The sequence below is a fragment of the Sphingopyxis sp. genome (assembly GCF_041916015.1).
Taxonomy (GTDB): Bacteria; Pseudomonadota; Alphaproteobacteria; order Sphingomonadales; family Sphingomonadaceae; genus Sphingopyxis.
Genome location: NZ_JAYSAH010000055.1, coordinates 1 through 22,879 on the forward strand (window position 1 = coordinate 1; position 22,879 = coordinate 22,879).

Annotated in this window: 19 protein-coding genes, 1 tRNA gene and 1 pseudogene; 10 read left to right on the plus strand and 11 right to left on the minus strand. The window is 67.0% G+C overall.

Annotation, left to right across the window (positions count from 1 at the left end; all coding sequences use genetic code 11):
- A partial coding sequence (locus tag ACE3SL_RS08950) for a thiamine phosphate synthase (protein ID WP_374525389.1) occupies positions 1–522 on the plus strand: 522 nt, incomplete at its 5' end.
- On the opposite strand, the gene ACE3SL_RS08955 is transcribed toward ACE3SL_RS08950, so the two are convergent.
- Both ACE3SL_RS08955 and ACE3SL_RS08960 read right to left on the minus strand, forming a co-directional pair.
- Positions 519–1,235, minus strand: a complete 717-nt coding sequence (locus ACE3SL_RS08955) for a hypothetical protein (RefSeq protein ID WP_374525390.1) — start codon at positions 1,233–1,235, stop codon at positions 519–521. The two genes, ACE3SL_RS08950 and ACE3SL_RS08955, sit on opposite strands and share 4 nt — an antisense overlap.
- A 30-nt stretch (positions 1,236–1,265) precedes the next feature.
- Positions 1,266–1,508 carry a hypothetical protein gene (locus tag ACE3SL_RS08960; RefSeq protein WP_374525391.1) on the minus strand — a complete coding sequence of 81 codons (243 nt, stop codon included), beginning with the start codon at positions 1,506–1,508 and terminating at the stop codon, positions 1,266–1,268.
- On the opposite strand from ACE3SL_RS08960, the gene ACE3SL_RS08965 reads away from it, so the two are divergent.
- Genes ACE3SL_RS08965 through holA form a run of 4 tightly spaced genes read left to right on the plus strand, consistent with a single transcriptional unit; the run spans position 1,501 to position 6,130 of the window.
- Positions 1,501–1,953 carry a DUF3576 domain-containing protein gene (locus tag ACE3SL_RS08965; protein WP_374525392.1) on the plus strand — a complete coding sequence of 151 codons (453 nt, stop codon included), beginning with the start codon at positions 1,501–1,503 and terminating at the stop codon, positions 1,951–1,953. The two genes, ACE3SL_RS08960 and ACE3SL_RS08965, sit on opposite strands and share 8 nt — an antisense overlap.
- A 49-nt stretch (positions 1,954–2,002) precedes the next feature.
- Complete coding sequence (gene leuS / locus ACE3SL_RS08970) at positions 2,003–4,552, plus strand: leucine--tRNA ligase (protein ID WP_374525393.1); 2,550 nt, start codon at positions 2,003–2,005, stop codon at positions 4,550–4,552.
- 1 nt (position 4,553) lies between these two features.
- Positions 4,554–5,102 carry an LPS assembly lipoprotein LptE gene (lptE, locus tag ACE3SL_RS08975; RefSeq protein ID WP_374525394.1) on the plus strand — a complete coding sequence of 183 codons (549 nt, stop codon included), beginning with the start codon at positions 4,554–4,556 and terminating at the stop codon, positions 5,100–5,102.
- Entirely contained in the window at positions 5,099–6,130 is a 1,032-nt protein-coding gene (gene holA, locus ACE3SL_RS08980) for a DNA polymerase III subunit delta (RefSeq protein WP_374525395.1), read from the plus strand. The genes lptE and holA overlap by 4 nt, the downstream gene beginning before the upstream one ends.
- Here the strand turns inward: holA and ACE3SL_RS08985 are convergent, their stop codons facing one another.
- The 6 genes from ACE3SL_RS08985 to ACE3SL_RS09010 all read right to left on the minus strand — a co-directional run bounded on the left by ACE3SL_RS08985 (position 6,131) and on the right by ACE3SL_RS09010 (position 16,242).
- On the minus strand, positions 6,131–7,933 hold the full coding sequence (locus ACE3SL_RS08985) for a cation:proton antiporter (RefSeq protein ID WP_374525396.1): 1,803 nt from the start codon (positions 7,931–7,933) through the stop codon (positions 6,131–6,133). It lies immediately after the preceding gene.
- 102 nt (positions 7,934–8,035) lie between these two features.
- Complete coding sequence (locus ACE3SL_RS08990; RefSeq protein ID WP_374525397.1) at positions 8,036–10,888, minus strand: TonB-dependent receptor; 2,853 nt, start codon at positions 10,886–10,888, stop codon at positions 8,036–8,038.
- A 167-nt stretch (positions 10,889–11,055) separates the two neighbouring features.
- On the minus strand, positions 11,056–11,754 hold the full coding sequence (gene pdeM / locus ACE3SL_RS08995) for a ligase-associated DNA damage response endonuclease PdeM (protein WP_374525398.1): 699 nt from the start codon (positions 11,752–11,754) through the stop codon (positions 11,056–11,058).
- A gap of 28 nt (positions 11,755–11,782) precedes the next feature.
- The gene (locus ACE3SL_RS09000; protein WP_374525399.1) at positions 11,783–12,856 is read right to left on the minus strand and encodes an aspartyl protease family protein; all 1,074 of its coding nucleotides are present in this window, start codon (positions 12,854–12,856) and stop codon (positions 11,783–11,785) included.
- Positions 12,857–12,943: 87 nt separating this feature from the next.
- Positions 12,944–15,349, minus strand: a complete 2,406-nt coding sequence (locus ACE3SL_RS09005) for a ligase-associated DNA damage response DEXH box helicase (protein WP_374525400.1) — start codon at positions 15,347–15,349, stop codon at positions 12,944–12,946.
- 257 nt (positions 15,350–15,606) lie between these two features.
- Complete coding sequence (locus ACE3SL_RS09010; protein WP_374525401.1) at positions 15,607–16,242, minus strand: glutathione S-transferase family protein; 636 nt, start codon at positions 16,240–16,242, stop codon at positions 15,607–15,609.
- A gap of 102 nt (positions 16,243–16,344) precedes the next feature.
- On the opposite strand from ACE3SL_RS09010, the gene ACE3SL_RS09015 reads away from it, so the two are divergent.
- Complete coding sequence (locus ACE3SL_RS09015; protein ID WP_374525402.1) at positions 16,345–17,106, plus strand: competence/damage-inducible protein A; 762 nt, start codon at positions 16,345–16,347, stop codon at positions 17,104–17,106.
- Here the strand turns inward: ACE3SL_RS09015 and ACE3SL_RS09020 are convergent.
- Positions 17,079–18,317, minus strand: coding sequence for an MFS transporter (locus tag ACE3SL_RS09020; RefSeq protein ID WP_374525403.1), 1,239 nt, complete (start codon positions 18,315–18,317; stop codon positions 17,079–17,081). The two genes, ACE3SL_RS09015 and ACE3SL_RS09020, sit on opposite strands and share 28 nt — an antisense overlap.
- 60 nt (positions 18,318–18,377) lie before the next feature.
- On the opposite strand from ACE3SL_RS09020, the gene ACE3SL_RS09025 reads away from it, so the two are divergent.
- Complete coding sequence (locus ACE3SL_RS09025) at positions 18,378–19,154, plus strand: transglutaminase family protein (protein ID WP_374525404.1); 777 nt, start codon at positions 18,378–18,380, stop codon at positions 19,152–19,154.
- An 81-nt stretch (positions 19,155–19,235) separates the two neighbouring features.
- Here ACE3SL_RS09025 and ACE3SL_RS09030 read toward each other — a convergent pair.
- Positions 19,236–19,309: transfer RNA gene (locus tag ACE3SL_RS09030), tRNA-Gly, on the minus strand.
- 119 nt (positions 19,310–19,428) lie between these two features.
- Here ACE3SL_RS09030 and ACE3SL_RS09035 point away from each other — a divergent pair.
- Positions 19,429–20,586 (plus strand): acyl-CoA dehydrogenase family protein, encoded by a 1,158-nt coding sequence (locus ACE3SL_RS09035; protein ID WP_374525405.1) that lies wholly within the window; start codon positions 19,429–19,431, stop codon positions 20,584–20,586.
- Positions 20,587–20,599: 13 nt separating this feature from the next.
- Positions 20,600–21,544 carry an acyl-CoA dehydrogenase family protein gene (locus tag ACE3SL_RS09040; RefSeq protein ID WP_374525406.1) on the plus strand — a complete coding sequence of 315 codons (945 nt, stop codon included), beginning with the start codon at positions 20,600–20,602 and terminating at the stop codon, positions 21,542–21,544.
- A 196-nt stretch (positions 21,545–21,740) separates the two neighbouring features.
- On the opposite strand, the gene ACE3SL_RS09045 is transcribed toward ACE3SL_RS09040, so the two are convergent.
- Positions 21,741–22,211, minus strand: a complete 471-nt coding sequence (locus tag ACE3SL_RS09045) for an Lrp/AsnC family transcriptional regulator (RefSeq protein ID WP_374525407.1) — start codon at positions 22,209–22,211, stop codon at positions 21,741–21,743.
- Between the two features lie 99 nt (positions 22,212–22,310).
- On the opposite strand from ACE3SL_RS09045, the pseudogene ACE3SL_RS09050 reads away from it, so the two are divergent.
- Positions 22,311–22,879: pseudogene (locus ACE3SL_RS09050) on the plus strand (bifunctional proline dehydrogenase/L-glutamate gamma-semialdehyde dehydrogenase PutA); the annotation flags it as partial.

Genomic DNA, 22,879 nt, shown 5'->3' on the forward strand with positions numbered 1-22,879 from the left:
CCGCCGCCGCGCAGCAGCAGCATCACCGCCGCCGCGTCGGTCGAGCCCAGCACGCTGCCGACCAGCAGGGCACCCATCAGCGGCAGGCCCAGCCACCACCAGCTGGCAAGCCCGGTGACGGCCGCCGTGACGACGATCCTCCCCGTGCTGTGGGACGTCGCCGACGGCGTGCACCTGCGCCACCCGCTGGCGGCGCGTGCGGGACAGGCGCGCCGCCTCGGCCTGATCGTTACGATGCCGGTGCACGGCAATCGGGAAGCGCGGCGCGCCCGTCGGGCGAAGGCCGATGTTGCCTTCATCTCGCCCCTCCACGCGACGCACTCGCATCCCGGCGCCCCGGCGCTCGGCCGCGCTGCCTGGCTGCGGCTGGCGCGGCTGGCGGGTGGGCAAGCAATCGCGCTCGGCGGAATGACACCGGCGCGCGCACGCCAGCTAAAGCGCGCGAGCGGATTCAATCCCGGCTGGGCAGCGATCGATGCGTGGGAAGAAAAAGCGGCGAAACGCCGGCGCAAAAACGCTTAGAAGCGGAAGGCGGTTCCGACATAGACCGCCTGACTGTCGCGGCGCGAATCGGTGAGCGGCTGGACGCGGTCGTCGGCGCGATAGCGGACGCCCGCGGTGACATCGAGATTCTTGGTCAGGCGGTAGCTGCTGACGACATCGACATTCTGGTCGGTGCCCGGCGCGAAGACGCGGTCGGTCGCGCCCGCCGGATCGCTCGGCTGGCTGAGCACCCGCGTCGCGAAGCGCGATTTCTTCTCGGCCTGTTCGGGCGCCTTGGCGACCGGCAGATTCTTGAGGTCGATGCCGTGCGGCAGCGCGGGAATCGCGAATTTCTGGAAGCCGAGCGATGCGCCGAGGTCGTAAGCGACCGGCGCGATCGCGACCGCGGCGCCCGGGCGTCCCGCCGCCAGCGCCGAGGTGCGCGCGGCGCTCGATGCGTCGTCGCGGGCGCGGGTCACGACGGTGATCGCATGGTTCCGGCGGTTGACGTCGAGCGTGGCGGGGGTGAAGCTGAAGCTGCTGCGCGCTTCGGCCGACATCTTGTTATAGCGCGCGATCAGCCGCTCGTCGCCCGAGGCGGGGGTGAACTGGCTGAGCAAAGTTTCGGACAATTGCGTGTCGCGGATGCGATCGGTGCGGCTCATCGCCGCGAGCGCAGGCGGAAGCGCGACCGAAATCGCCGCGGCGGCGAACAGCCCTGCTTTCCAGATATGTCGCGGCTTGCGCGCCATCACTCTGCGACTCCATCCCCAATCGACTCGTCAGATAGGACTCTGGCGGCGATAATTCCAGTGATTCCCGAACGAATAATCGCACGCGTCCGGCTTTTCGCCGAAGTTGTTGCGCGAATCCCACACTGCCCTCCCAAGCTGAGCCGGAGATGAACGGCGGAAAAGACGCGATTGCCGCGCTTGCCGGACGGCGGCAAGGGCGATAGAGACGCTTGAAATTTCCAGCAGCGCGGCCTTCGCGGCGCTAAAAGATAAGGTGTTCGGCATGTCCAAGCTTTCCATCCTTGCCTCGCGTCCGGCCACGCTGGCACTGCTCGGTGTCGCAGCGCTCGGCCTTGCGGCGTGCGGCGGCAAGGAGCGGCCGAAAGCCGATCTCGCGGCATCGCAGGTCACGACGATCGGCGTGAATTCCTATCTCTGGCGCGCGTCGCTCGATGCGCTCTCTTTCATGCCGCTACTCCAGGCCGATTCGTCGGGTGGCGTCATCATCACCGACTGGTACGCGAACCCGGCGAATCCCGGCGAGCGGATGAAGGTCACCGTATCGATCCTCGACCGCGACCTGCGTGCCGATGCGCTCCGCGTCGCCGCCTCGCGCCAGGTGTCGCAGGGCGGTGCCTGGGTCGACGCGCCGGTGCAGGCGGCGACGGTGCAGAAGCTCGAGGAGATCATCCTCACCCGCGCCCGCGACCTCCGCCGCAGCGCCATCGAAGGCTAATCCTCCGGCGCGCCTCCGCGCCGACAGACAGACAACGGGGTAAACAGGAATGACCCGCGAAACGCGCTTTGGCGCCCTCGCCGCCGATGCCCGCTGGCAGGCGGCCTGGGACGCCGCGAACAGCTTTGCGACCAATGAAAGCGGCGACAAGCCGAAAGCTTATATCCTTGAGATGTTCCCCTATCCCTCGGGGCGCATCCATATGGGGCATGTGCGCAACTATGCGATGGGCGACGTGCTCGCGCGCTTCAAGCGGATGACCGGCCACGACGTCCTCCACCCGATGGGCTGGGACGCGTTCGGGATGCCGGCGGAAAATGCCGCGATGGAGAAGGGCGTCCACCCCGGCGGCTGGACCCGCGACAATATCGCGTCGATGCGCGCGCAGCTGAAGCGCCTCGGCCTCGCGATCGACTGGAGCCGTGAGCTCGCGACCTGCGAACCCGACTATTATGGGCAGGAGCAGGCGCTGTTCCTCGACCTGTTCGCCGCGGGGCTGGTCACGCGCAAGCACAGCTACGTCAACTGGGACCCGGTCGATATGACCGTGCTCGCCAACGAGCAGGTGATCGACGGGCGCGGCTGGCGCTCGGGCGCGCTCGTCGAGAAGAAGAAATTGTCGCAGTGGTTCCTCAAGATCACCGACTTTGCCGAGGAGCTGCTCGACGGGCTCGAGAGCCTCGACAAATGGCCCGACAAGGTGCGGCTGATGCAGGAAAACTGGATCGGCAAGTCGCAGGGGCTGGAGTTCAGCTTCAGGCTGGCCGGCGGTGCGCCGGGTTTTGACGTGTTCACGACGCGCCCCGACACGTTGTTCGGCGCGAGCTTCGCCGCGATTTCGCCCGACCATCCGCTCGCCGAGAAGCTGGCCAAGGATTCGCCCGAACTCGCGGCCTTCATCGCCGAATGCCGGCGTCAGGGCACCGCCGCCGAGCAGATCGATACGGCGGAAAAGCTGGGCTTCGACACGGGCCTCGCGGTCGAGCATCCGCTCGATCCCGACTGGCACCTGCCCGTCTGGGTCGTGAACTATGTGCTGATGGACTATGGCACCGGCGCGATCTTCGGCTGCCCGGCGCACGACCAGCGCGACCTCGACTTCGCGCGCAAATATGAGCTGCCGGTTCACCGCGTGATCGCCGATGGCGACGAGACCGGGCAGGTCTTCCACGGCGACGAGGCCTATGTCGGCCCCGGCAAGCTGGTGAACAGCCATTTCCTCGACGGGATGACGATCGACGAGGCGAAAGCCGCCGTCATCGCGCGCGCCGAGCATCAGGGGTGGGGCAAGGGCACGACCGTATGGCGCCTGCGCGACTGGGGCGTCTCGCGCCAGCGCTATTGGGGCACCCCGATTCCGTTCATCCATTGCCCGGCGTGCGGGCTGGTGCCGGTTCCCAGGAGCCAGCTCCCCGTCGTGCTGCCCGAGGATGCCGATTTCTCGGTCCCCGGCAATCCGCTCGACCGCCATCCGACGTGGAAGCATGTCGCCTGCCCGTCGTGCGGCGGCGAGGCGGTGCGCGAGACCGATACGCTCGACACTTTCGTCGATTCGTCGTGGTATTTCCTGCGTTTCGCCAGCTCTCCGGCCGACAGGCCGTTCGATCCGGCGGTGATCGCGCGCTGGCTGCCCGTCGATCAATATATCGGCGGTATCGAACATGCGATCCTCCACCTCCTCTACGCCCGCTTCTGGACGCGCGCGCTGGCGAAGCTCGGCATGATCGAGATCGAGGAGCCCTTTGCGAGCCTGTTCACGCAGGGCATGGTGACGCACGAGACATACAGCCGGCCGCAGGGCGAAGGCCTGCCGCCGCTCTTCTTCACGCCCGACGAGATCGTCCGCACCGCCGACGGTGCGACGCTCGAGGCCGATGGCGCGCCGGTCGAGGTCGGCCGCGTGATCAAGATGTCGAAGTCGAAGAAGAATGTCGTCGATCCCGACGCCATCCTCGACCAGTACGGCGCCGACGCCGCGCGCTGGTTCATGCTCTCCGACAGCCCGCCCGAGCGCGACCTGCCGTGGAGCGAAGCAGGAATCGAGGGCGCGTGGCGCTTCGTCCAGCGGCTGTGGCGGATTTTTGGCGACACCGAAAATGTCGGTGACGGCGGCGAGGACAAGGCGCTGGCGCGCAAGCTCCATCAGACGATCGCCGGGGTCGCGGCCGATATCGAAGCGCTCGGCTTCAACAAGGCGGTCGCGAAGATCCACGCGCTCGCGAACGAGATCGAGAAGGCGAAGCCCTCGGCCACCCGCGCCGAGGCGTGCCGGACGCTGATCCTGCTCGTCGCGCCGATGCTGCCGCATCTCGCCGAAGAGGCGTGGGCGGCGCTTCCCGAAGCGCAGCGCTCGACGGCGCTGATCGCCGACGCGGCGTGGCCCGCCGCCGATCCGGCACTGCTCGTCGAAGATGAGGTGACGATCGCGATCCAGGTTGCTGGCAAACTGCGCGATACGATGACGCTCGCCAAGGGAATCGACAAGGGCGCGGCCGAAGCCGCGGCGCTCGCGCGCCCGCGGATCGTCGAACTGCTCGGCGGCAATGCGCCGAAGAAGGTGATTGTGGTCCCCGACCGTTTGGTGAATATCGTTCCCTGATATGCGCAAGCTTCTCGCCTCCTCGCTCGTCGCCGCCTCGCTGATGCTCGGCGGCTGCGGGCTCAGGCCGCTTTACGCGAACGGCGGCAAGGGCGCGGTGGCGCAGGTGCTCGCCGACGTCGATGTCGCGCCGATCGAGGGGCATTCGGGCTGGCTCGTCCGCAATGCGCTGCGCGACCGGCTGCAGGCGACGCGCGAAGGGCATGACGCGGGCAAAAGATTGCGGCTCGACGTGCGGCTCGAGGATTCGATCACCGGCTTCGGCGTCCGCTCGGACGATGCGGTGACGCGCGAGCGGCGCAGCTTGCGCGCGCGTTACCAGCTCGTCGATGCGGCGTCGGGCGAGGTATTGCTCGACGCGACCGCCGCGCAGGATGCGGGAATCGACGTCGTCGGCAGCGAATATGCGACGATCGCCGCCGAATCGACCTCGCTCGAACGGCTCGCCTCGGGGGTCGCCGACCAGATCGTCGCGCGGCTCGCGGTCTTTGCGAACCGCGGCGGCGGCCAGTCGGCGGATGCTCCGGTTCCCGCGCCCGCCGGGCAATGAAGAACGTCAAGCCCGCCGATCTCGAACGCCAGACGCGCCTCGACCCCGCGGTTCGTTTCATCCTTTTGACCGGCCCCGACGAGGCGACGATGGAAGCCGTTGCGGCGCATCTGATCCGCCTTGCCGGCAAGGACGCCGAACGGCTCGACCTCGCCGGGTCGCAACTGTCGCAGGACCCGTCGCTGCTCGCGGCCGAGGCCGCATCGATGTCGCTCTTTTCGTCCGCGCGCGTGATCAAGGTCGAGTTGTCGGGCAGCGGCGACGACAGCCTGGCCGCGGTCGAAGCGCTGCTCGGAGCGGATGCTGCGATTAACCCGGTGATCGCGACCGGCGCGTCGGTCACCGCCAAGTCGAAGCTCGTGAAGCTCGTCGAAGGATCGGACAGCGCGGTTGCCGCGATCTGCTACCAGCCTGACCGGCGCGCGCTCGTCGGCATCGCGATGGCCGTGGCGACGGAGCAGGGGCTGCGGCTCGCCAACAGCGAGGCGCAATTGCTCGTCGATCTCGTCTCGGGCGATCAGGCGCTGATGCGGCGCGAGATCGAAAAGATCGCGCTCTACCTCGATGCCGCCTCCGACCGGCACCGGCAGGTGACCCCCGCCGACATCGCCGCTCTGGGCGCCGCAACGCACGAGGAGGATGTCAGCGCGTGCATCAATGTCGCGCTCGGCGGCAAGGTGCGCGAACTGCCCGCGATGCTCGCGCAGGCGGCGGCGGTCGGGGTCGCGGAGATCCGCCTTATTCGTGCGCTTGCGATCCGCGCGATGCAACTCGCCCGGCTGCGCGACGAGGTCGATGCGGGCGCACACCCGGCAACGGTGGTCGCGGCCCCGAAAAGCGGCGTCTTCTGGAAGGAGCGCGACGCGGTGACGGCGCAGCTTCATATCTGGGATTCGCTGCGCATCGCGCGGCTAATGACGCGCCTGCTCGATTGCGAGCGCGCGCTCAAATCGTCGGGGACACCCGGCGCGGTGCTGTTCTACAAGCTGATGACCGACATCGCGCATCAGGCAGCACGGGCGCGCTGATCAGGCGGGCGCGGGCACCACGACCGGATCGGGCGGGACGAAGGTCCAGATCGTGTCGCCGGGCTCGACCGGCGGGCGGTGCTGCATCGAAAAGACGGCGAGCTCGCCATTGGCGCGCGCGACCGCCAGGCTGTCGCCGCCCGACGCCTGCATCCGCGCCATGAAATCGGCATAAGTGAATTTCTCGGTGATCCGCGTGCGGCCGAAGGTCCAGCCCGCCTGCAGCCGGTCGAGTTGTTCCTCGATCGGGGTTCCAGCCAGGGTCAGCACGCGCCCGCGCCGTTTGCTGCGTGCCTCGCTGGTCGCGGTCATCCGGCTGACCCGGTCGTGGCCGACCTCGCCCGCCAGTTCGCTGCAGACGAGGGCATTATAGCTGTCATTGTCGGTCGCGGCGATCAGTTGCTGATACTGGCCCATGTCGAGCTCGTCGTCGTGCGCCTCGTCCAATATGTCGCCCTGATAGACCGGAATATCGGCGCGGCGGGCGCGGCGCAGCGCGAATTTGCTTTCGTCGGCGGTCAGCACCTCGCTGCCCTGCGCCTTGACGAACTCGGCGAAGGCGATGGTCCAGCTGTTCGCCCCGACGAGCAGCACGCCATTGCCCTTGCCGCGGTCGAGCCCCAGCCAGCGCGCGAAGCGCGCCGCGGTGAAGCCGTGCGCGAAGATCGTCGCGATGACGACGCCGAAGCCCAGCGGCACCAGCGCCTCGGCGCCCGGTACACCATAGTCCGACAGGCGCAGCGCGAAGAGGCCGGTCACCGCGACCGCGACGATGCCGCGCGGCGCGATCCAGGCGATGAACAGCCGCTCCTTGAAGGGGATGCGCGTGAACAGCAAGGCGATCATGATCGTCAGCGGGCGCACGACGAACAGCAGCAGGATCAGGAAGAAGAGAAAGCGGAAGCGGAAATTCTGCACGACCTCCCAATTGAGTGTCGCCGACAGGATGATGAAGACGCCCGAGACGAGGACGACGGTCAGATCCTCCTTGAAACGCATCAGCGTCCGGCTCGAATCGGTCTCGCGGTTCGCCATCACGATGCCCATCACGGTCACGGTGATCAGGCCGGTTTCGTGCATGATGAGGTCGGAGAGGACGAAGACCGCGATCACCGTGGTGAGCAGCACCGCCGCCTTCAGATATTCGGGCACCCAGCCGCGTGGAAAGGCCCAGGTCAGGGCAAAACCTGCCGCGCCGCCGATCAGCATCGCGAGCAGGCTGGCCGCGACGACGTCGGTGACGATCGCGGTGCTGTTCGCCTGCGCGCCGCCGTGGATGATATAGGCGTAGAGGCCGACCGCGAGCAGCGCACCGATCGGGTCGTTCACGATCGCTTCCCATTTCAGGATGTGCTTGACGCGCGGGGTGATGTTGAGCGTGCGGAGCAGCGGCACGATCACGGTCGGACCCGTCACCACCATCACGCCGCCGAACAGCGCCGCAAGCTCGAAGGGCAAGCCGGCGCCATAATAAGCGGCGGCGGTGCCGAGCGCCCAGCCGACCGGCACGCCGATGAAGACGAGCATGAACACCGCGAGTCCCGCGTGGCGCAGTTCGCGGAATTTGAGGCTGAGCCCACCTTCGAACAGGATCACCGCGACCGCGAGCTTGATGATCGGCTCGCGCAGTGCGCCGAAGTCGCGCACCGGGTCGATCAGGCCGAGTATGGGACCGGCGACGATCCCGGCGACGAGCATCAGCGCGATCGCGGGCTTGTTCGTGCGCCAGGCGATCCATTGGGCGCCGATGCCGATCACGCCGATCAGCGCGATTTTGACGAGCAGGGAGTCGATTGCGAACATGGTTCGCAACCTATGACATGATGCGGAAAAGGTTCCAGAAAAAGAAACCGCCCGCGTACCGGGGTACGCGGGCGGCCTTGTGTCAAATGGACGAGGTGCGGCTTAGAATTTGCCGCGCAGCGTCACGCCATAGGTCCGGGGTTCCGCTAGGAACATCGAGAAGATCTGGCGGCCGCCCGGATATTGCGGGTCGGTGAAGGGCGCCGACGTCGTTCCGGCCTGGAACGGCGAGTTGAACGCGACCTGGGCATATTGCTTGTTGAAGATATTCTGCGCCCAGAGCTCGATCCCCCATTTCTCGTCGGGACCGCGCAGGCCGACGCGGGCGTTGAAGATCGCATAGCCGTCCTGCCCCTTCTGCGGGAACAGGTCGGAGCCGGTGTTATAGTCGCTGGTCATGCGGCCATCGAGATAGACGAGGCCGGTCAGCCCGCTGCTGCCGATCTCGGGCGTCCAGGTCACGCTGCCGGTTGCGACCAGCTCCGGGGCGTTCGACAGATTGTCGCCGGGCAACTTGCGCAGCGCCGCATCGAGCGGGGTGCCCGACGAATTGCCGACCAGATTGGCGCGATATTTGGTCCGCGCGTAGGTCAAGCCCGCGCTCATGCGGAAATTGCGCGCGGGGACCAGCGAAGCTTCGAGTTCGAAGCCTTCGGTCCGCACGCCCCAGCTCACATCGTCCGCCGCACACGCGCCCGTCGCCGAACTCGTGTCGCGGTCGGCGCCGGCAAGATCGCTTGTGCAGCCGTTGACGTTCTGCACCAGGAAGACCGAGCCGTTGAAGGTGTTGAGCTGGAAATTCCTGAAGTCCGACCGGAAGAAGGTCAGCCCCGCGCTGAACGGGCCGGTCGCATATTTGGCGCCCAGTTCGTAGCTGGTGACGAGTTCGGGGTCGAACTGCAGATTGCCGACCAGCGCTTGTGCGCCGCCGACCTGCGCGAAGGTCACCGTCGGGACTCCGTTCACGACCTGAATGGGATTCTTCAGCGCCGACCGGTCGAGATTGAACCCGCCTGCCTTGTACCCACGGGCGTAGCTGGCATAGACCATCAGATCATCGATCGGCTTGTACGACAGGATCGCCGTGCCGGTGAACTTATGCTCCTTTCGCTGGTCCTTGATCGACACGCCGTCGAGCTCGGCGGTCGAATTGCCCTGGCAGCCGAGGCCGATCAGGCCCTGCGACAAGGCCCGGGCGGTGGCGCGCTGGCGCAGGACGGCAGCGCTGTCGCCGGTCTGATTTTGCTGGATCAGATCGTCGTAGACGAGATTCTGGATGGTCGTGCAGACACTATTGTCGTTGTTGAAGTTGGCCGAGAATTTTTTCTTGTCATGCGTGTAACGCAGGCCGAGCGTCAGATCGAGCTTGTCGGTGATATGGATGATATTGTGCGTGAAGAGCGCCCAGTTGGTCCCGTTCTGCCGATATTGATCGTCGACGCTGCCGAGGTTGTTGAGACCGTCGAGCGCGGTGATGGCGGCGACGATGTCGGCCCCCGATGCGCCCGCGGCGGCTCCGATAGCGGCCAGCCCCGGTACGCCGGGAGCCACGAAGGGCACGACGCATCCCGTGCTGTTGGGCGAGTAGAGGGCCGCCAGCGCGCCGCCGGAGACGAGGCGGCAATTGGCGAAACGGCCATATTGGCTACCGAAGCGCAGATTGTCGCGTACCGTCAGCTTCTCGTTGGCGAAGAAACCGCCGACGAGCCAGTCGAGCTTGCCGTCGAACGCCTCGCCCTGCAGACGCAATTCCTGGGTAAAGGTGTGGAACTGGCGATAGGCGTCGTCGCTCGGCGCGCGATACAGGATGTCGACCGCGCCATAGTCGAGGTCGCCCGCCTGGCCCGAACGATATTCACGGTATCCGGTGATCGAGGTCAGCTTCGCGCCGCCGAAATCATAGTCGATCTGGCCCGAGAAACCATAATCCTTGGTCTTGCCGGCAAAACTGCGCCCCGCGCTGACCGACAGGTTGCGGTCATAGCCCTGGTTGAACGCGGCGAGCGGCTGACCGAGGTCGCGCAGCACGTTGATGATATTGTTGCCATCGGGCTGCGGTCCCGGCGTTGTCCCTCCGGTCGACAGCGGGGTCGATGGATTGTTGAGGTTGCCGATATAGGGATTGACGCTGCTATCGACATAGACGGCGCCGCAGCAGCGCTCGTTGCGATAGGTATAGTCGGCGATCAGACGGATCGAGAGCGCATCGGTCGGCTCGAACAGAAGCTGCCCGCGCAGGAAATAGCGGTCGCGATTGTTGACGTCGGTGTCGTTCGTCGTGTCCCTGTAGAAGCCGTCGCGCTTCACCCACACGCCATCGAGGCGCGCGGCGAGCGTGTCGGTGATCGGCCCGGTGACGCTGCCGGCGAGCCGCCAATAGTCGTAATTGCCATAGGTGATCTCGCCGTTGGCGCCGAAGGTGAAGTCGGGCTTCTTCGAATAGATGCTGATCAGGCCCGCCGACGAGTTGCGGCCGCCGAGCGTGCCCTGCGGGCCGCGCTGAACCTCGACGCGATCGATCTCGCCCAGCTCGTTGAGGCCGATGCCCGAGCGCGAGCGATAGACGCCGTCGATGAAGACCGGGACCGAGCTTTCGAGGCCGGGATTGTCGCCGACGGTGCCGATGCCGCGGATGCGCGCCGAGCCGTTTGCTTCAGAACCCGTCGAGGAGACGAGCAGCGACGGTGCGACCTGATTGAGCTGGCGGATATCGTTCGCGCCGCTGTTCTGCAGCGCTTCGGCGCCGACCGCCGAAATGGCGACCGGGACGTCGGCAAGCCGCTGGGCGCGGCCCTGCGCGGTGACGACGATTTCGCTGACATTGCTGTCTTCGGCGGTGGTGGTGGCGTCGGTCGCATCCTGCGCGAAGGCCGGAACCGAGCCCGCGGCGATGGCGAGCGAGACGCCGAGTGCGCTGCTCCGCAACAGGCGGGCAGCAAGAAGGGAAGATTTCATGGTGGGCACTCCTCTCACAACTTATGATTTTTCTCGTTGCGGGGCGAACATAACCAAAAAGAGCATCGCGCTTCCAGCGCGAGGCCTCCTTTTGCGTCGTTTCTGGCGAGGTGATGCTTTTTGGCCACAGGCCGGGTGGCGGGGATCGGCGTTCCGCGCGCGCGTGGTCAGGCTTGCCGTAGCGTCATGCCAGCCGGAATGCCGCACGGGACCGACAGCAGGCGGCCCCGCGCCACCAGCATCGCGCGATAGGGTCCGGAAAAATTCGCGGCGATGGCCCCATCTTCGGCATCCAGGCCGCCGGTGAAACTGCCGAAGGCGGGCAGAATCAGGCGCTGCCCGTCGCCGGCGAAACAGGGGCGCGAGACGCCGCGTCCGCGCACGCTGAGGCGCAGCTTGGGATGGAAATGACCCGATATTTCGGGGCGTGTTTCGGCGGCTGCGCTTTCATGGCGAAAGACGATGCCGCCGGCGGTCAGTTCTTCGGCGACCTCGCCGCCCCAGGCGCCGGCGGTCAGTCCGTCGTGGTTGCCGGCGATCCACACCAGCTTCGCCGCCGCCGCCTGCCGCGCCAGCCGTTCGGCCACCTCGGGGACGATGCGCGCCGCGGCGGCGCGGTCGTGAAAGCTGTCGCCGAGGCACCAGATCGCGCGCGCGCCGGTTTCGACGGCGAGGCGTGCCAGCCGGTCGAGCGTGTCGTGACTGTCATAGGGGGGCAGCGGCTGGCCGTGCGCCGCGTACCAACTCGCCTTTTCCAGATGGAGGTCGGCGACGATCAGCGCGCCCTGCCGCGGCCAGAACAGCGCGCGGTCGGCGAGCATGTGAAAACGCTCGCCCGCAAAATCGAAGATCGCTGCACCCGACATGGCGCGGCTATGGCGGCAGTACCGCCGTTTAGCTACCGCGAATCGCGGTGTTTTCGGCGAAGCGAATCTTCGTCTCGCGGCTCGCCCCGCTCGGCATGTCGAACACGACACGGCGGTTCGGGAAATCGATCTCGACCCGGTCGAACAGGGCAAGACCGTCCATCCCGAGCAAAAGCGCCGGCCGCGCGTCGAGCCCGAGCGCGCGGAACGCCTGGCTGTCTGCGAAGCTGACCGGCAGATTGTTCACGTCGAGGCCGTTGAGCGTGACGCGTTTGACCATAGTTCGCACCGCGTGGACGTCCTCGCCGGTTACCGAACTCAAGGTCGCCTCGGTGAAGGGCAAGCGGTTGGCGCCGCGGCTGGCGATCAGCTTTTGCAGAGCGAGATTGCCGACGCTCGTCTGCGCGCCGGTATCGACGATAACGTCGATGCGCTTGCCGTCGATTCGCGCGTCGGACAGGATCAGCCGCCCCGCCGAATTTCGCGCGGTGACGACGATCGCGTCGTCGTCGCGGATGACGGGGGTTGCACGCTTGCGCGTTTCGAGGATCTGCATGCTTTGCTTGCGGAAGTCGATCAGCACCCGCCGCTGTTCGAGCATATCGACGCCGATCAGTCCCGCCGCGCCGAGGTGGCGCCCGAACACCGCCGGCGCGTCGATCGCGGCGAGGCGGAGGTTCGCCATTTCGAGCGCCGCGACGCGATAGCTCGGCACTTCGGTCGAACCGCCGATGGTGGCCATCCTGAGCTTGCTGCCCTGGGCCAGCCCCAACCGCTCGGCGAGTTCGCGGGCGATCACGGTACGTTCGGCGCCGGTATCGACCAGAAAAGAAAAAGGTCCCTGTCCGCCGACGATGACATTTACTGCCATGCGCCGGGTCGCGTCGAGGTCAAAAGGCTGGATGAAGGGGGTGACGACGACCGGCGGCGCCAGCGCCTCGCCGGTGGCAGGGGGCGGGGGCGTTACCGGCATCGCGGGAGCCTGCGATGCGACGGGCGAACCGGAGGACGGTGAATTGGCGGGCGGCTGGGCCGCACCGGTCAGCAAGGGCGCGGCGAGCAGTAGCGCCCAGGCAGCGGATGACTTGATGGCTTCGATCATGGCCGGCATCCTCATTATATTTCCGGCCAGTCTACGCCTGATCCCGCTGCCCGGCAAGCGGCGGCTGAAGGGGGGTTGAGAGCCGGCTCAGGCGCGCATCGCCTCCGCCGCGAGCGTATCGGCCAGTTCGCCGAGCAGCGCGTCGTCGAGGTCGGCGGCGGCGACATTCTCACGTCCGATCAGCACGAGCACGGGGATGGCGAGCGGGCTGATCCGCTCGAGCGTCCGGTGGACCATCGTCCCCGCCGCGCGGTCGAGCAGGTCGCCCAGACGCGCGACATCGGTCAGCCGTTCGCGCGCGTCGGCCCAGGCGGCTTCGATCAACAGATGGTCGGGTTCATATTTCCGGAGCACGTCGAAGATCAGATCGGTCGAAAAAGTTACCTGCTTGCCGCTCTTGCGCTTGCCCGGGTGCTGGCGCTCGATCAGCCCGCCGACCACCGCGACCTCGCGAAAGGCGCGCTTCAGCAGATGCGATTGCTCGACCCATAGGATGAACTCTTCGGACAGGATTTCGGCGTCGAACAGATTCTGCGGGTGCAGGACGGGCTGCAGCGACCAGATCGCGATCGCATAGTCCGACGCGACGAAACCGAGCGGTTGCAGCCCTGCGCGCTCCATCCGCTTGGTGATCAGCATCCCCAGCGACTGGTGCGCATTCCATCCCTCGAACGGATAGCAGACGAGATAATGATGCCCTTCGTGCGGGAAGGTCTCGACGAGCAGCTCGCCCGGCTTCGGCAGCGCCGAGCGCAGCGCCTGCATTTCCAGCCAGAAACGGACATCCTCGGGAAAGCGCCGCCAGCTTGCCGGATCGGCGAGAAAGGCCCGCACCCGGTCGGCGAGGCGGGTCGAGATCGCCATGCGTGCACCCATATAACTCGGGATGCGCGCGGGGCGCGTCGTCGCGCGAACGATCAGGTCGGTGTCGCGGATCGCCTCGACCTCAAGGCTCAGCCCTGCGAAGGCGAAGGTGTCGCCGGGGGTCAGGGTGCTCGCGAAATATTCCTCGACCTGACCGAGGCGGCGGCCGTTCCTGAAGCGCACCGCCGCCATCGGCGCCTCGACGATGATCCCGGCGTTGAGCCGATGCTGCGCCGCAAGTTTTGGATGCGCGATCCGCCATCGCCCTTGCCCGTCAGGAGCGAGGCGGCGGAAGCGGTCGTAGCTTTTGAGTGCATAGCCGCCATCGCGCACGAAGCCGAGCAGCCGCGCGAAAATCTCCGTATCGATCCACCGATAGGGCGCGGCGGTACGGACTTCGGCCAGCAGTCCGGCCTCGTCGAACGGTGCCGCGCAGGCGAGCGCCATCACATGCTGCGCGAGCACGTCGAGCGCGCCGGGACGAAAGCGGTCGGCGTCGCGCTCGCCCGCCTCCACGGCGTCGAGCGCGGCACGCGCTTCCAGATATTCGAAGCGGTTGCCGGGAACGATGAGCGCGCGGCTCGGCTCGTCGAGCCGGTGGTTGGCGCGGCCGATGCGCTGGAGCAGCCGCGACGACCCCTTGGGCGCCCCCATCTGGATCACGCAGTCGACGTCGCCCCAGTCGAGCCCGAGGTCGAGGCTGGCGGTCGCGACGAGCGCGCGGAGGCGCCCTTCGGCCATGGCGGCTTCGGCGCGCTGGCGCGCCTCGCGGTCGAGGCTGCCGTGGTGGATCGCGATCGGGAGCGACAGGTCATTGACCTTCCACAGCTCCTGAAAGATCAGTTCGGCGAGCCCGCGCGTGTTGCAGAAGATGATCGTCGTGCGGTTCCTGGCGATCTCTTCCATCACCTGATGCACTGCATAGCGCCCCGAATGCCCCGCCCACGGCACCGCCCCCTCGGGCAGCAAGATCTGAATGTCGGGCTCGGCGCCGGGCTCGCCCTCGACGAGCGTCACGCTCTCCGCATCGGCGGCAGGGGCGAGCCAGGCGGCATATTGGACAGGATCGGCGATCGTCGCCGACAGGCCGACGCGGCGCAGGTCCGGCGCGATCGCCTGAAGCCGTGCCATCGCGAGGCTCAGCAGGTCGCCGCGCTTGCCGGGCGCGAAGGCGTGGATCTCGTCGATCACGATCGTCTTGAGGTCGGCGAACATCGCGAAACTGTCGGGATAGGAGAGCAGCAGCGACAGCGATTCGGGGGTGGTGAGCAGGATGTTCGGCGGGCGGCTGCGCTGGCGCGCCTTCTTGTCCGACGAGGTGTCGCCGCTGCGGCTCTCGACGCTGATGTCGAGGGCCATGTCGGCGATCGGCCCCAGCAGGTTGCGCTCGACGTCGGCGGCGAGCGCTTTCAGCGGCGAAACGTAAAGCGTGTGCAGCCGGTCGGAGGGGTGTGCGGCCAGATCGACGAGCGTCGGCAGAAACCCCGCCAGCGTCTTCCCCGCGCCCGTCGCGGCGACGAGCAGCGCATGCTCGCCGCGCGCGCCTGCCGCAAGCATATCGGCCTGATGCCGCCTGAGGCGCCATCCGCGCGCGGCGAACCAGTCGGTGAAGGGGGCGGGAAGGGGCATGGGCGAGATGTGGCGTGGCGGGGAACGGGGGACAAGTCCCTCGGCTTCCTCGCAAGTCTGCTTACGACCGGGAGTTGCCGCACTCTCTCCCTTCGTCATTCCCGCGAAAGCGGGAACCCAGGGGTGGGTAAGCGGACGGACGCTCTGGGTCCCCGCTTTCGCGGGGATGACGAAGTAAAGAAAGGGCAGCGTCCGCTACCCACCCCAAAGCCGACGCCGGCTAGCCCCGGGCAATCTCCATACCGGCTCGGTCATGCCTAGGCGGGATTTGCCGCCTGCATTTCGGCGATCAGGGCGTTGTCGATCTCCTTGGCGCGCTGGTAACCGTCGCGCTCGCGAAGGCCCGCGGCATAGGCCTCGAACGCCGGGCGCGACGGGATCGTGCCGAACTGCAGGCCCCAGTCGATCTGGCTACCGACATAGACGTCGGCGGCGGTGAAGCGGTCGCCCGCGACGAATGTCTTGCCCGCGACCGCCCCTTCGAGTGCGTCGAGCGCGGCGCCGAGCGAGCCGAACCCCGCCATCCGCTGCTGGTCGGCATCGGGCTCGAACCCGAAACTCTTTGCCGTGATCGCCTGCTCGACCGGCCCGGCGGCGAAGAACATCCAGCGGTAATAATCGGCTCGGTCGGCGGCCGCCGGCGCCAGCTCCGCCGACGGGAAGGCATCGGCCAGATAGGCGCAGATCGCGGCGCATTCGGTCACCACCTTGCCGTTATGGACGACCGCAGGAACCTTGCCCATCGGGTTGATCGCCAGATAGGCTGGGTCCTTCATCGACGTGCCATAGCCGAGGAGCTGCGTCTCATAGGGCGCGCCCACCTCTTCGAGCATCCAGCGGACGATCTGCCCGCGCGACATGGGGTTGGTGTAGAAAATCAGCTCATCGGCCATCGCGTCTCTCCCTGGGTTTGCGAGTCGCATAGGAACATATCAGGAACATGGTCGCCGTTCCAGCGGGCTTGTTTTGTCATGCCAGCGGGCTAAGGCAAGGGGATGAGCGACGAATGCATCTGGACCGCCGCCGTGCTGGTGATCGGCGACGAAATTCTCTCGGGCCGCACGCAGGACAAGAATGTGTCGCAGATTGCGACCTGGCTCGACGTGCAGGGGATTCGCCTGCGCGAAGTGCGTATCGTCCCCGATGTCGAAGACGAGATCGTCGATGCGCTCAACGCGATCCGCGCGCGCTACGACTATGTCTTCACCACCGGCGGGATCGGTCCGACGCACGACGACATCACCGTCGATGCGGTCGCGAAGGCGCTCGGCGTCGGGGTGATCGTCCACCCCGATGCCCGTGCGATTCTCGAACGCTATTACACTGCGCGCGGCGGCGAACTGACCGAGGCGCGGCTGCGCATGGCGCGCACCCCCGATGGCGCCGAACTGATCCCGAACCGCATGTCGGGCGCGCCGGGCATCCGCATCGGCAATCTCTTCGTGATGGCGGGGGTGCCGCACATCACCGCAGGGATGCTCGACGCCTTGACCGGCGAGCTCGAGGGCGGCGCGCCGCTCGTCGCGCATACGATCGGCGCCTGGGCCCCTGAAAGCGAGATCGCCGACCTGCTCCGTCTTGGCGAGAAAGAGCATCCCGGTGTCGCGATCGGCAGCTATCCCTTTTTCCGCGACGGCAAGGTCGGCGCGAACTTCGTCGTCCGTTCGACAAACGGGGACGCGGTGGCCGCTTGTGTGGCGATGTTGACTGCGGGTCTCGAAGCGCTCGGCTATGCGGTGACCGACGGCGGCATCTGATCGGCGCCGCGCGTCGCGCGCGGCAGGCGGCGCAGCATCAGGATCGCGAGCAGTCCGAAGATCGCGGCGACGACGAAAGCAGCCCCGGGGAAATGCACCGGCGCGCCCTTGGCGGTGAAATAGGCCATCGTGCCGGTCAGCAGCATCGGCGCGGCAAGCTGGCCGAGCCCCATCGCCATCGCTGAGATCCCCTGCACCTCCCCCTGCGTCTCGGGCGTGGCGCGGCGCGACATCATCGCCATTAACGACGGTTGCACCGGCGCTTGCAGCGCGACCGGGATCAGCAGCAGGAAGGCGCCGATGGTCGAGGTGGTGAAGGCATAGCCGACATAGACCGCGACCGCGACGAGGATGCCGAGCGTCGCGGCATCGCGCTCGCCGAAGCGGGCGACCGCCGGGCCGACGACGAACACCTGCCCCAGCGCGATCATCACGCCCACGGCGGCGAGGCTCGCGCCGATCATCCCCGGCGACCAGCCCAGCTGCGCGATGCAATAAAAGCTCCACGTCATCGGATAGACGAGGCTGGCGATCTGCCACAGCACGAGCACCGCCGCGACGCCGCCCATGCCGGGCAGCGCGCGCATCGTCCGGAACGCGCCGAGCGGATTGGCGCGGCGCCAATCGAAGGCGCGGCGGCGCTCCACGGGCAGGGTCTCGGGGAAGATCATCAGGCCATAGAGCATGTTCGCGGCGGCGAGGATCGCCGCCGCGACGAACGGCGCGCGCGGGCTGAGTTCGCCGAGGAAGCCGCCGATCGCCGGACCGACGACGAAACCGACGCCGAACGCCGCGCCGACGAAGCCGAAATTGCGCGCGCGCTCCTCGGGCTTCGTCACGTCGGCGATGGCGGCCTGCGCCGCGGCATAGCTGCCCCCGAAGATGCCCGAGATCGCGCGCGCGACGAACAGCCAGGGCAGGGTGCCGACGACGGTCAGCAGCGTATAGTCCGCCGCCAGCCCGCCGAGCGAAAGCAGCAGCACGCGCCGCCGCCCGAAGCGGTCGGAGAGATTGCCGAGGACCGGCGAGGCGAAGAAGGTCGCGACCGCCATCACCAGCCCGATCCACGCGCCGACCTCGATCGCGTGCGGCAGGTCGATCCGCCCGACTTCCATGACAAGCTGCGGCAGCACCGGCATGATGATGCCGAAGCCGATCGCGTCGATGAAGATCGTCACGACGATGAAGGGTATGGTGCGCTGCGGCGTCACTTGTTCTTTTCCCGGACTGTCATTAGCGGCACCGATCGCCCCTTTATGCGTTGCCGATAGATGAAACTCGAAATCTCCGCCTCCCTAAATTATTGCCTCTCCGAACCCGTCGACCTGATGCTGCAGATCGAGGCCGCGAACGGCCACGGTCAGCATGTCGAGCAGGCCTCGCTCGACCTCGGCCATCCCGATTATGTGGCGCGCGTCCCGGCGGCGGACGGCATTTGCGAGCCGATCTGGCTGCACGGCGCGGGCAGCCTGCATGTCGAATATCGCGCGCTGGTGGCGATCGACCGGCCCGCGGTCGATCTCCGCACGCTTGCCGACGTTCCGCTCCACCGCTTGCCCGCCGCTGCCGTCCCCTATCTCAACGAATCGCGCTATTGCCCGTCGAACAAGTTCCACGCCTTCGTCGAGCGCCGCTTCGGCGAGTGCCAAGGCGGCGAGAAGATCGCCCGGATGCGCGACTGGATTGAAAGCCGCTTCACCTATGTCGCGGGAACGAGTGATGCGGAGACCGGCGCGCTCGACAGTTTCGTCGAACGGCGCGGCGTCTGCCGCGACTATGCCCATGTGATGATCGCGCTTGCGCGCGCCGCGCATATCCCCGCGCGCATGGCGAGCGTCTATGCACTTGGCGTGAAGCCGATGGATTTCCACGCGGTCGCCGAAGTCTATCTGGGCGGTGACTGGCACATCGTCGATGCGACGGGCATGTCGAAGCCGACCGAATGCGCACGCATCTGTGTGGGCCGAGACGCTGCGGATATTGCGTTCCTTACGGCGTATCGCGAGATACGGCTGGTCGAGCAATCGGTGAAAGTGGAAAAAGCCTGAGAGACAGAAGGCGCGACACGGCAAAGCCGCGCCGTCAGTCCCCGCTCTGCGAGGCTGGCCGGACTTTTCGCTGCGAAAGTCTGGAGCGGGTGAAGGGAATCGAACCCTCGTATTCAGCTTGGGAAGCTGCTGCTCTACCATTGAGCTACACCCGCGCGCTGTCCGGCCTTTGCCGTTTCGCGCGGCGCCGGTCAATCCTTCGTTGCTCTCACAAAAAGCAGCTTGTGATGACGCATCCGGCGCAATAGCGGCTTCGGGACAAGCAAAGGGAAGGATGCCGGTGTTCGATACGCTCAGCCTCGCAAGCCTGCCGCCCGCCGACGAGGCGATCCGGCCCGCGATTCGCGCGCTCGCCGCCGAAGCCGCTTCGGCCACTCCCGCCGATCGCCGCGCGCGCTCGTGGCAGGGCTATGATCCGGCATTCAGCCGCCGTCTCGGCGAAGCGGGCTTTCTCGGGCTGACGCTTCCCGAACGCTATGGCGGGCACGAGCGCGGACCCTTCGCGCGCTTCGTCGTCGTCGAGGAATTGCTGGCCGTCGGCGCGCCGGTCGCGGCCCACTGGATCGCCGACCGGCAGAGCGCGCCGCTGATTCTCAATTTCGGCAATGAAGCGCAGCGCGAATATTATCTGCCGCGCATCGCGCGCGGCGAGATCTTTTTCTGCATCGGGATGAGCGAGCCCGGCTCGGGCTCCGATCTTGCGAGCGTGCGCACCCGCGCGGTGCGCACCGAAACCGGCTGGCGCGTCAACGGGCAGAAGATCTGGACCTCGGGCGCGCCGCACTGCGATTATATGATCGCGCTGCTGCGCACCTCGGGCAGCCCCGAGGACCGCCACGCCGGCCTGTCGCAACTGATCGTCGACCTCAAGGCCCCCGGCGTCACGATCCGTCCGATCAGGGACCTCACGGGCGACGAGCATTTCGCGGAAGTCTTCTTCGAAGATGTCGATCTGCCCGCCGATGCGCTGATCGGTAACGAGGGCGAGGGGTGGAAGCAGGTCACCGCCGAACTCGCCTTCGAGCGCAGCGGGCCCGAGCGCATCTATTCGAGCGTCGTGCTGCTCGACGCATGGATCACGCATTTGCGCGGGCTGGGCCGCGACGATCCGGCGACCCTCGCCCTCGTCGGCGATTTCACCGCACGGCTCGGCGTGCTGCGCGCGATGTCGATCGCCTGCACCGCGCGGCTCGCGGCGGGCGAGAGTCCGGTGACCGAGGCTTCGCTGGTCAAGGATCTCGGCACCGCCTTCGAACAGCAATTGCCGATCGCGATCGGCGACGACCTCGCCTCGCACCCCGACGAGCCGGTCGATGCCGAACTCTATCGGGCGCTGCTTTACGTGACGCATGTGGCGCCCAGCTTTTCGCTGCGCGGCGGGACGCGCGAAATCCTGCGCGGGATCATTGCGCGCGGCATGGGCTTGCGGTGAGGGGATTGGGCTGATGAGCGAGTTTTTCTTACCCTTCGAACGGATGCTCGCAGCGCTGTCGCCGCCCGCGACGGTCCGCGCGATTGAGGCGGGCGAAAGCAGCGCAGCGCTCTGGAACGGCATCGCCGAATCGGGATTCCTCGACGCGCTGGTTCCCGAGGAGCGCGGCGGCGCGGACTTGCCGCTCGCCGAGGTTTGTGCGCTGTGGCAGGCGCTCGGCCGTCACGCGGTGCCGCTTCCCGTCGGCGAGACGATGATCGCGCGAGCCTTGTTGCCCGATGCGCCCGACGGTCCGATCGCGCTCGCGACGGCGAGCGCAGGCGGCGAGATCGTCGTGCCGTTTGGCAGCGTCGCGCATCACGTGCTGATCGAGAAACAGGGTCGGCTTTATCTGGCTGCCGTCGAGGGCGCGCCGACGGACGTGTTCGGCAGTACCGCGTGCCGCCTGAACCCGGCATTGGGGGCGGGCGTCGCCCCCGCGCCCGAGGGCGGCCTTCGCGCCATCGCCGCGATCCTCCGCGCCGGGCTGATCGCGGGCGCCGCCGACCGGCTCACCACGATGACCGCCGCCTATGCGAACGAGCGCGTCCAGTTCGGCAAGCCGATCGGCAAGCAGCAGGCGCTTCAGCAGCAGATGGCGGTGATGGCCGAAGATATGGTCGCGTGCCGCATCGCCTCGCAGCTCGGCTGCGCGGGCGGCCTGCCGCCCAGCCTCGTTGCCGCGGCGACCGCCAAGTCGGTGACGAGCGCCGCCGCGGCGCGCCTCGCCGCAACCGCGCACGCCGTCCACGGCGCAATCGGGATCAGCGAGGAACACGACCTCCAGCTCTACACCCGCCGCCTCCACGAATGGCGCCTCGCCGACGGTTCGGAGAGCTATTGGAATCGCCTGCTCGGCGCCGCGCGGCTAAGCGATGCGCGCGGGTCGGTCGATTATGTACGAGAGGCCGTCGCCTGACGAAGTAAGAGCTTTCCTACATAGCGCGCCTGTGAGAGCCTGCTTCCTGGCTCTTTCCACAGTCCATAACGCCGCCTCCGCTTAAAGCGACAAAGGAGACATTTTCGGTGCGTGCATCGGTATCCTTTGTCTCCTTAAGCCTGCCCTGAGCGTGTCGAAGGAGCCCAAAGGACTCGCATGCAGGGCTTTTGAGGCTTTACCGCGCCGTCTCCAGGATCGTCTCCATCGCGACGAAGGTCGAGGTGCTCGCGACATGCGGCAGGCTCGAAATCTTCTCGCCGAGCACGATGCGATAGCGGCGGATGTCGGGGGTGCGGACCTTGAGCAGATAGTCGAAACTGCTCGCGATCATATGGCATTCCTCGACCTCGGCGATCTGGCGCACCGCGGCGTTGAACTGCCGCAGCGCCTCCTCGCGCGTGTCGGACAATTTGACCTCGGCAAAGGCGACATGGTCGAGCCCGACTTTCGCGGGATCGACGATGGCGCGAAAGCCGGTGATGAGCCCGCTCTCCACCAGCCGCTTCACCCGCTGCTGGCACGGCGTCTTCGACAGGCCGACCTGCTGCGCGAGGTCGGTGTAAGTGATCCGCCCGTCGCGGCCGAGGATCGCGAGGATCTTGCGGTCGAACTCATCCAGATCGACTATATTTGAGCTGTTTTTCATGGATTCAGCCTAGTATAGTCCAATTATTCAGTCAAAACATATATAATTTCCTGTAATTCAGGTCGGATCGACCAAGGCGAATATGCTATGGAAGCCGCCATGACCCAACCCACCGATCGCGCCGCCATCCGCGCTCTCGCCCGCCGTTCCGAAACCGACATCGTCGCCGACCTGCGCGTCGAGCTGGCCCGCTCGCCCGCGACCGTCGCCGCGACGACGCAGCGCGGGCTCGCGCTGATCCGCAAGGCGAAGGCCGAGGGCGACCGCGAGACGCTCGTCGCGCAGTTGATGAACCGCTACCGCCTGTCGACCGAAGAAGGCGTCGTGCTGATGTGCCTCGCCGAGGCGCTGCTTCGCGTCCCCGACAGCGCGACCGCCAACGCGCTGATCCGCGACAAGATCGCCGGGCGCCACTGGCGCGAGGGCGAGGGCGAGGACAGCCCGCTGATCGTCGCGCTGTCGGCGCGCGGGCTGTCGCTGGGGTCGGCGACGCTGATGCTCGACGCGCTCGGCAGCAAGGCGAACCCGCTGTCGCTGCTCAAATCGATGATCCGCCGCTCGGGCGAGCCGGTGATCCGCCAGGCCGCGCTCGCGGCGATGAAGATGCTCGGCCAGCAGTTCGTGATGGGTGAGACCATCGACGCCGCGGTCAAGCGCGCCGACAAGGA

Excerpts from the sequence above, each read along its gene's own strand:
- ACE3SL_RS08955 (WP_374525390.1), bottom strand. The coding sequence starts at position 1,235 with ATGGCGCGCAAGCCGCGACATATCTGGAAAGCAGGGCTGTTCGCCGCC.
- ACE3SL_RS08965 (WP_374525392.1), top strand. The coding sequence starts at position 1,501 with ATGTCCAAGCTTTCCATCCTTGCCTCGCGTCCGGCCACGCTGGCACTG.
- leuS (WP_374525393.1), top strand. The coding sequence starts at position 2,003 with ATGACCCGCGAAACGCGCTTTGGCGCCCTCGCCGCCGATGCCCGCTGG.
- lptE (WP_374525394.1), top strand. The coding sequence starts at position 4,554 with ATGCGCAAGCTTCTCGCCTCCTCGCTCGTCGCCGCCTCGCTGATGCTC.
- holA (WP_374525395.1), top strand. The coding sequence starts at position 5,099 with ATGAAGAACGTCAAGCCCGCCGATCTCGAACGCCAGACGCGCCTCGAC.
- ACE3SL_RS08985 (WP_374525396.1), bottom strand. The coding sequence starts at position 7,933 with ATGTTCGCAATCGACTCCCTGCTCGTCAAAATCGCGCTGATCGGCGTG.
- ACE3SL_RS08990 (WP_374525397.1), bottom strand. The coding sequence starts at position 10,888 with ATGAAATCTTCCCTTCTTGCTGCCCGCCTGTTGCGGAGCAGCGCACTC.
- pdeM (WP_374525398.1), bottom strand. The coding sequence starts at position 11,754 with ATGTCGGGTGCAGCGATCTTCGATTTTGCGGGCGAGCGTTTTCACATG.
- ACE3SL_RS09000 (WP_374525399.1), bottom strand. The coding sequence starts at position 12,856 with ATGATCGAAGCCATCAAGTCATCCGCTGCCTGGGCGCTACTGCTCGCC.
- ACE3SL_RS09005 (WP_374525400.1), bottom strand. The coding sequence starts at position 15,349 with ATGCCCCTTCCCGCCCCCTTCACCGACTGGTTCGCCGCGCGCGGATGG.
- ACE3SL_RS09010 (WP_374525401.1), bottom strand. The coding sequence starts at position 16,242 with ATGGCCGATGAGCTGATTTTCTACACCAACCCCATGTCGCGCGGGCAG.
- ACE3SL_RS09015 (WP_374525402.1), top strand. The coding sequence starts at position 16,345 with ATGAGCGACGAATGCATCTGGACCGCCGCCGTGCTGGTGATCGGCGAC.
- ACE3SL_RS09025 (WP_374525404.1), top strand. The coding sequence starts at position 18,378 with ATGAAACTCGAAATCTCCGCCTCCCTAAATTATTGCCTCTCCGAACCC.
- ACE3SL_RS09035 (WP_374525405.1), top strand. The coding sequence starts at position 19,429 with ATGCCGGTGTTCGATACGCTCAGCCTCGCAAGCCTGCCGCCCGCCGAC.
- ACE3SL_RS09040 (WP_374525406.1), top strand. The coding sequence starts at position 20,600 with ATGAGCGAGTTTTTCTTACCCTTCGAACGGATGCTCGCAGCGCTGTCG.
- ACE3SL_RS09045 (WP_374525407.1), bottom strand. The coding sequence starts at position 22,211 with ATGAAAAACAGCTCAAATATAGTCGATCTGGATGAGTTCGACCGCAAG.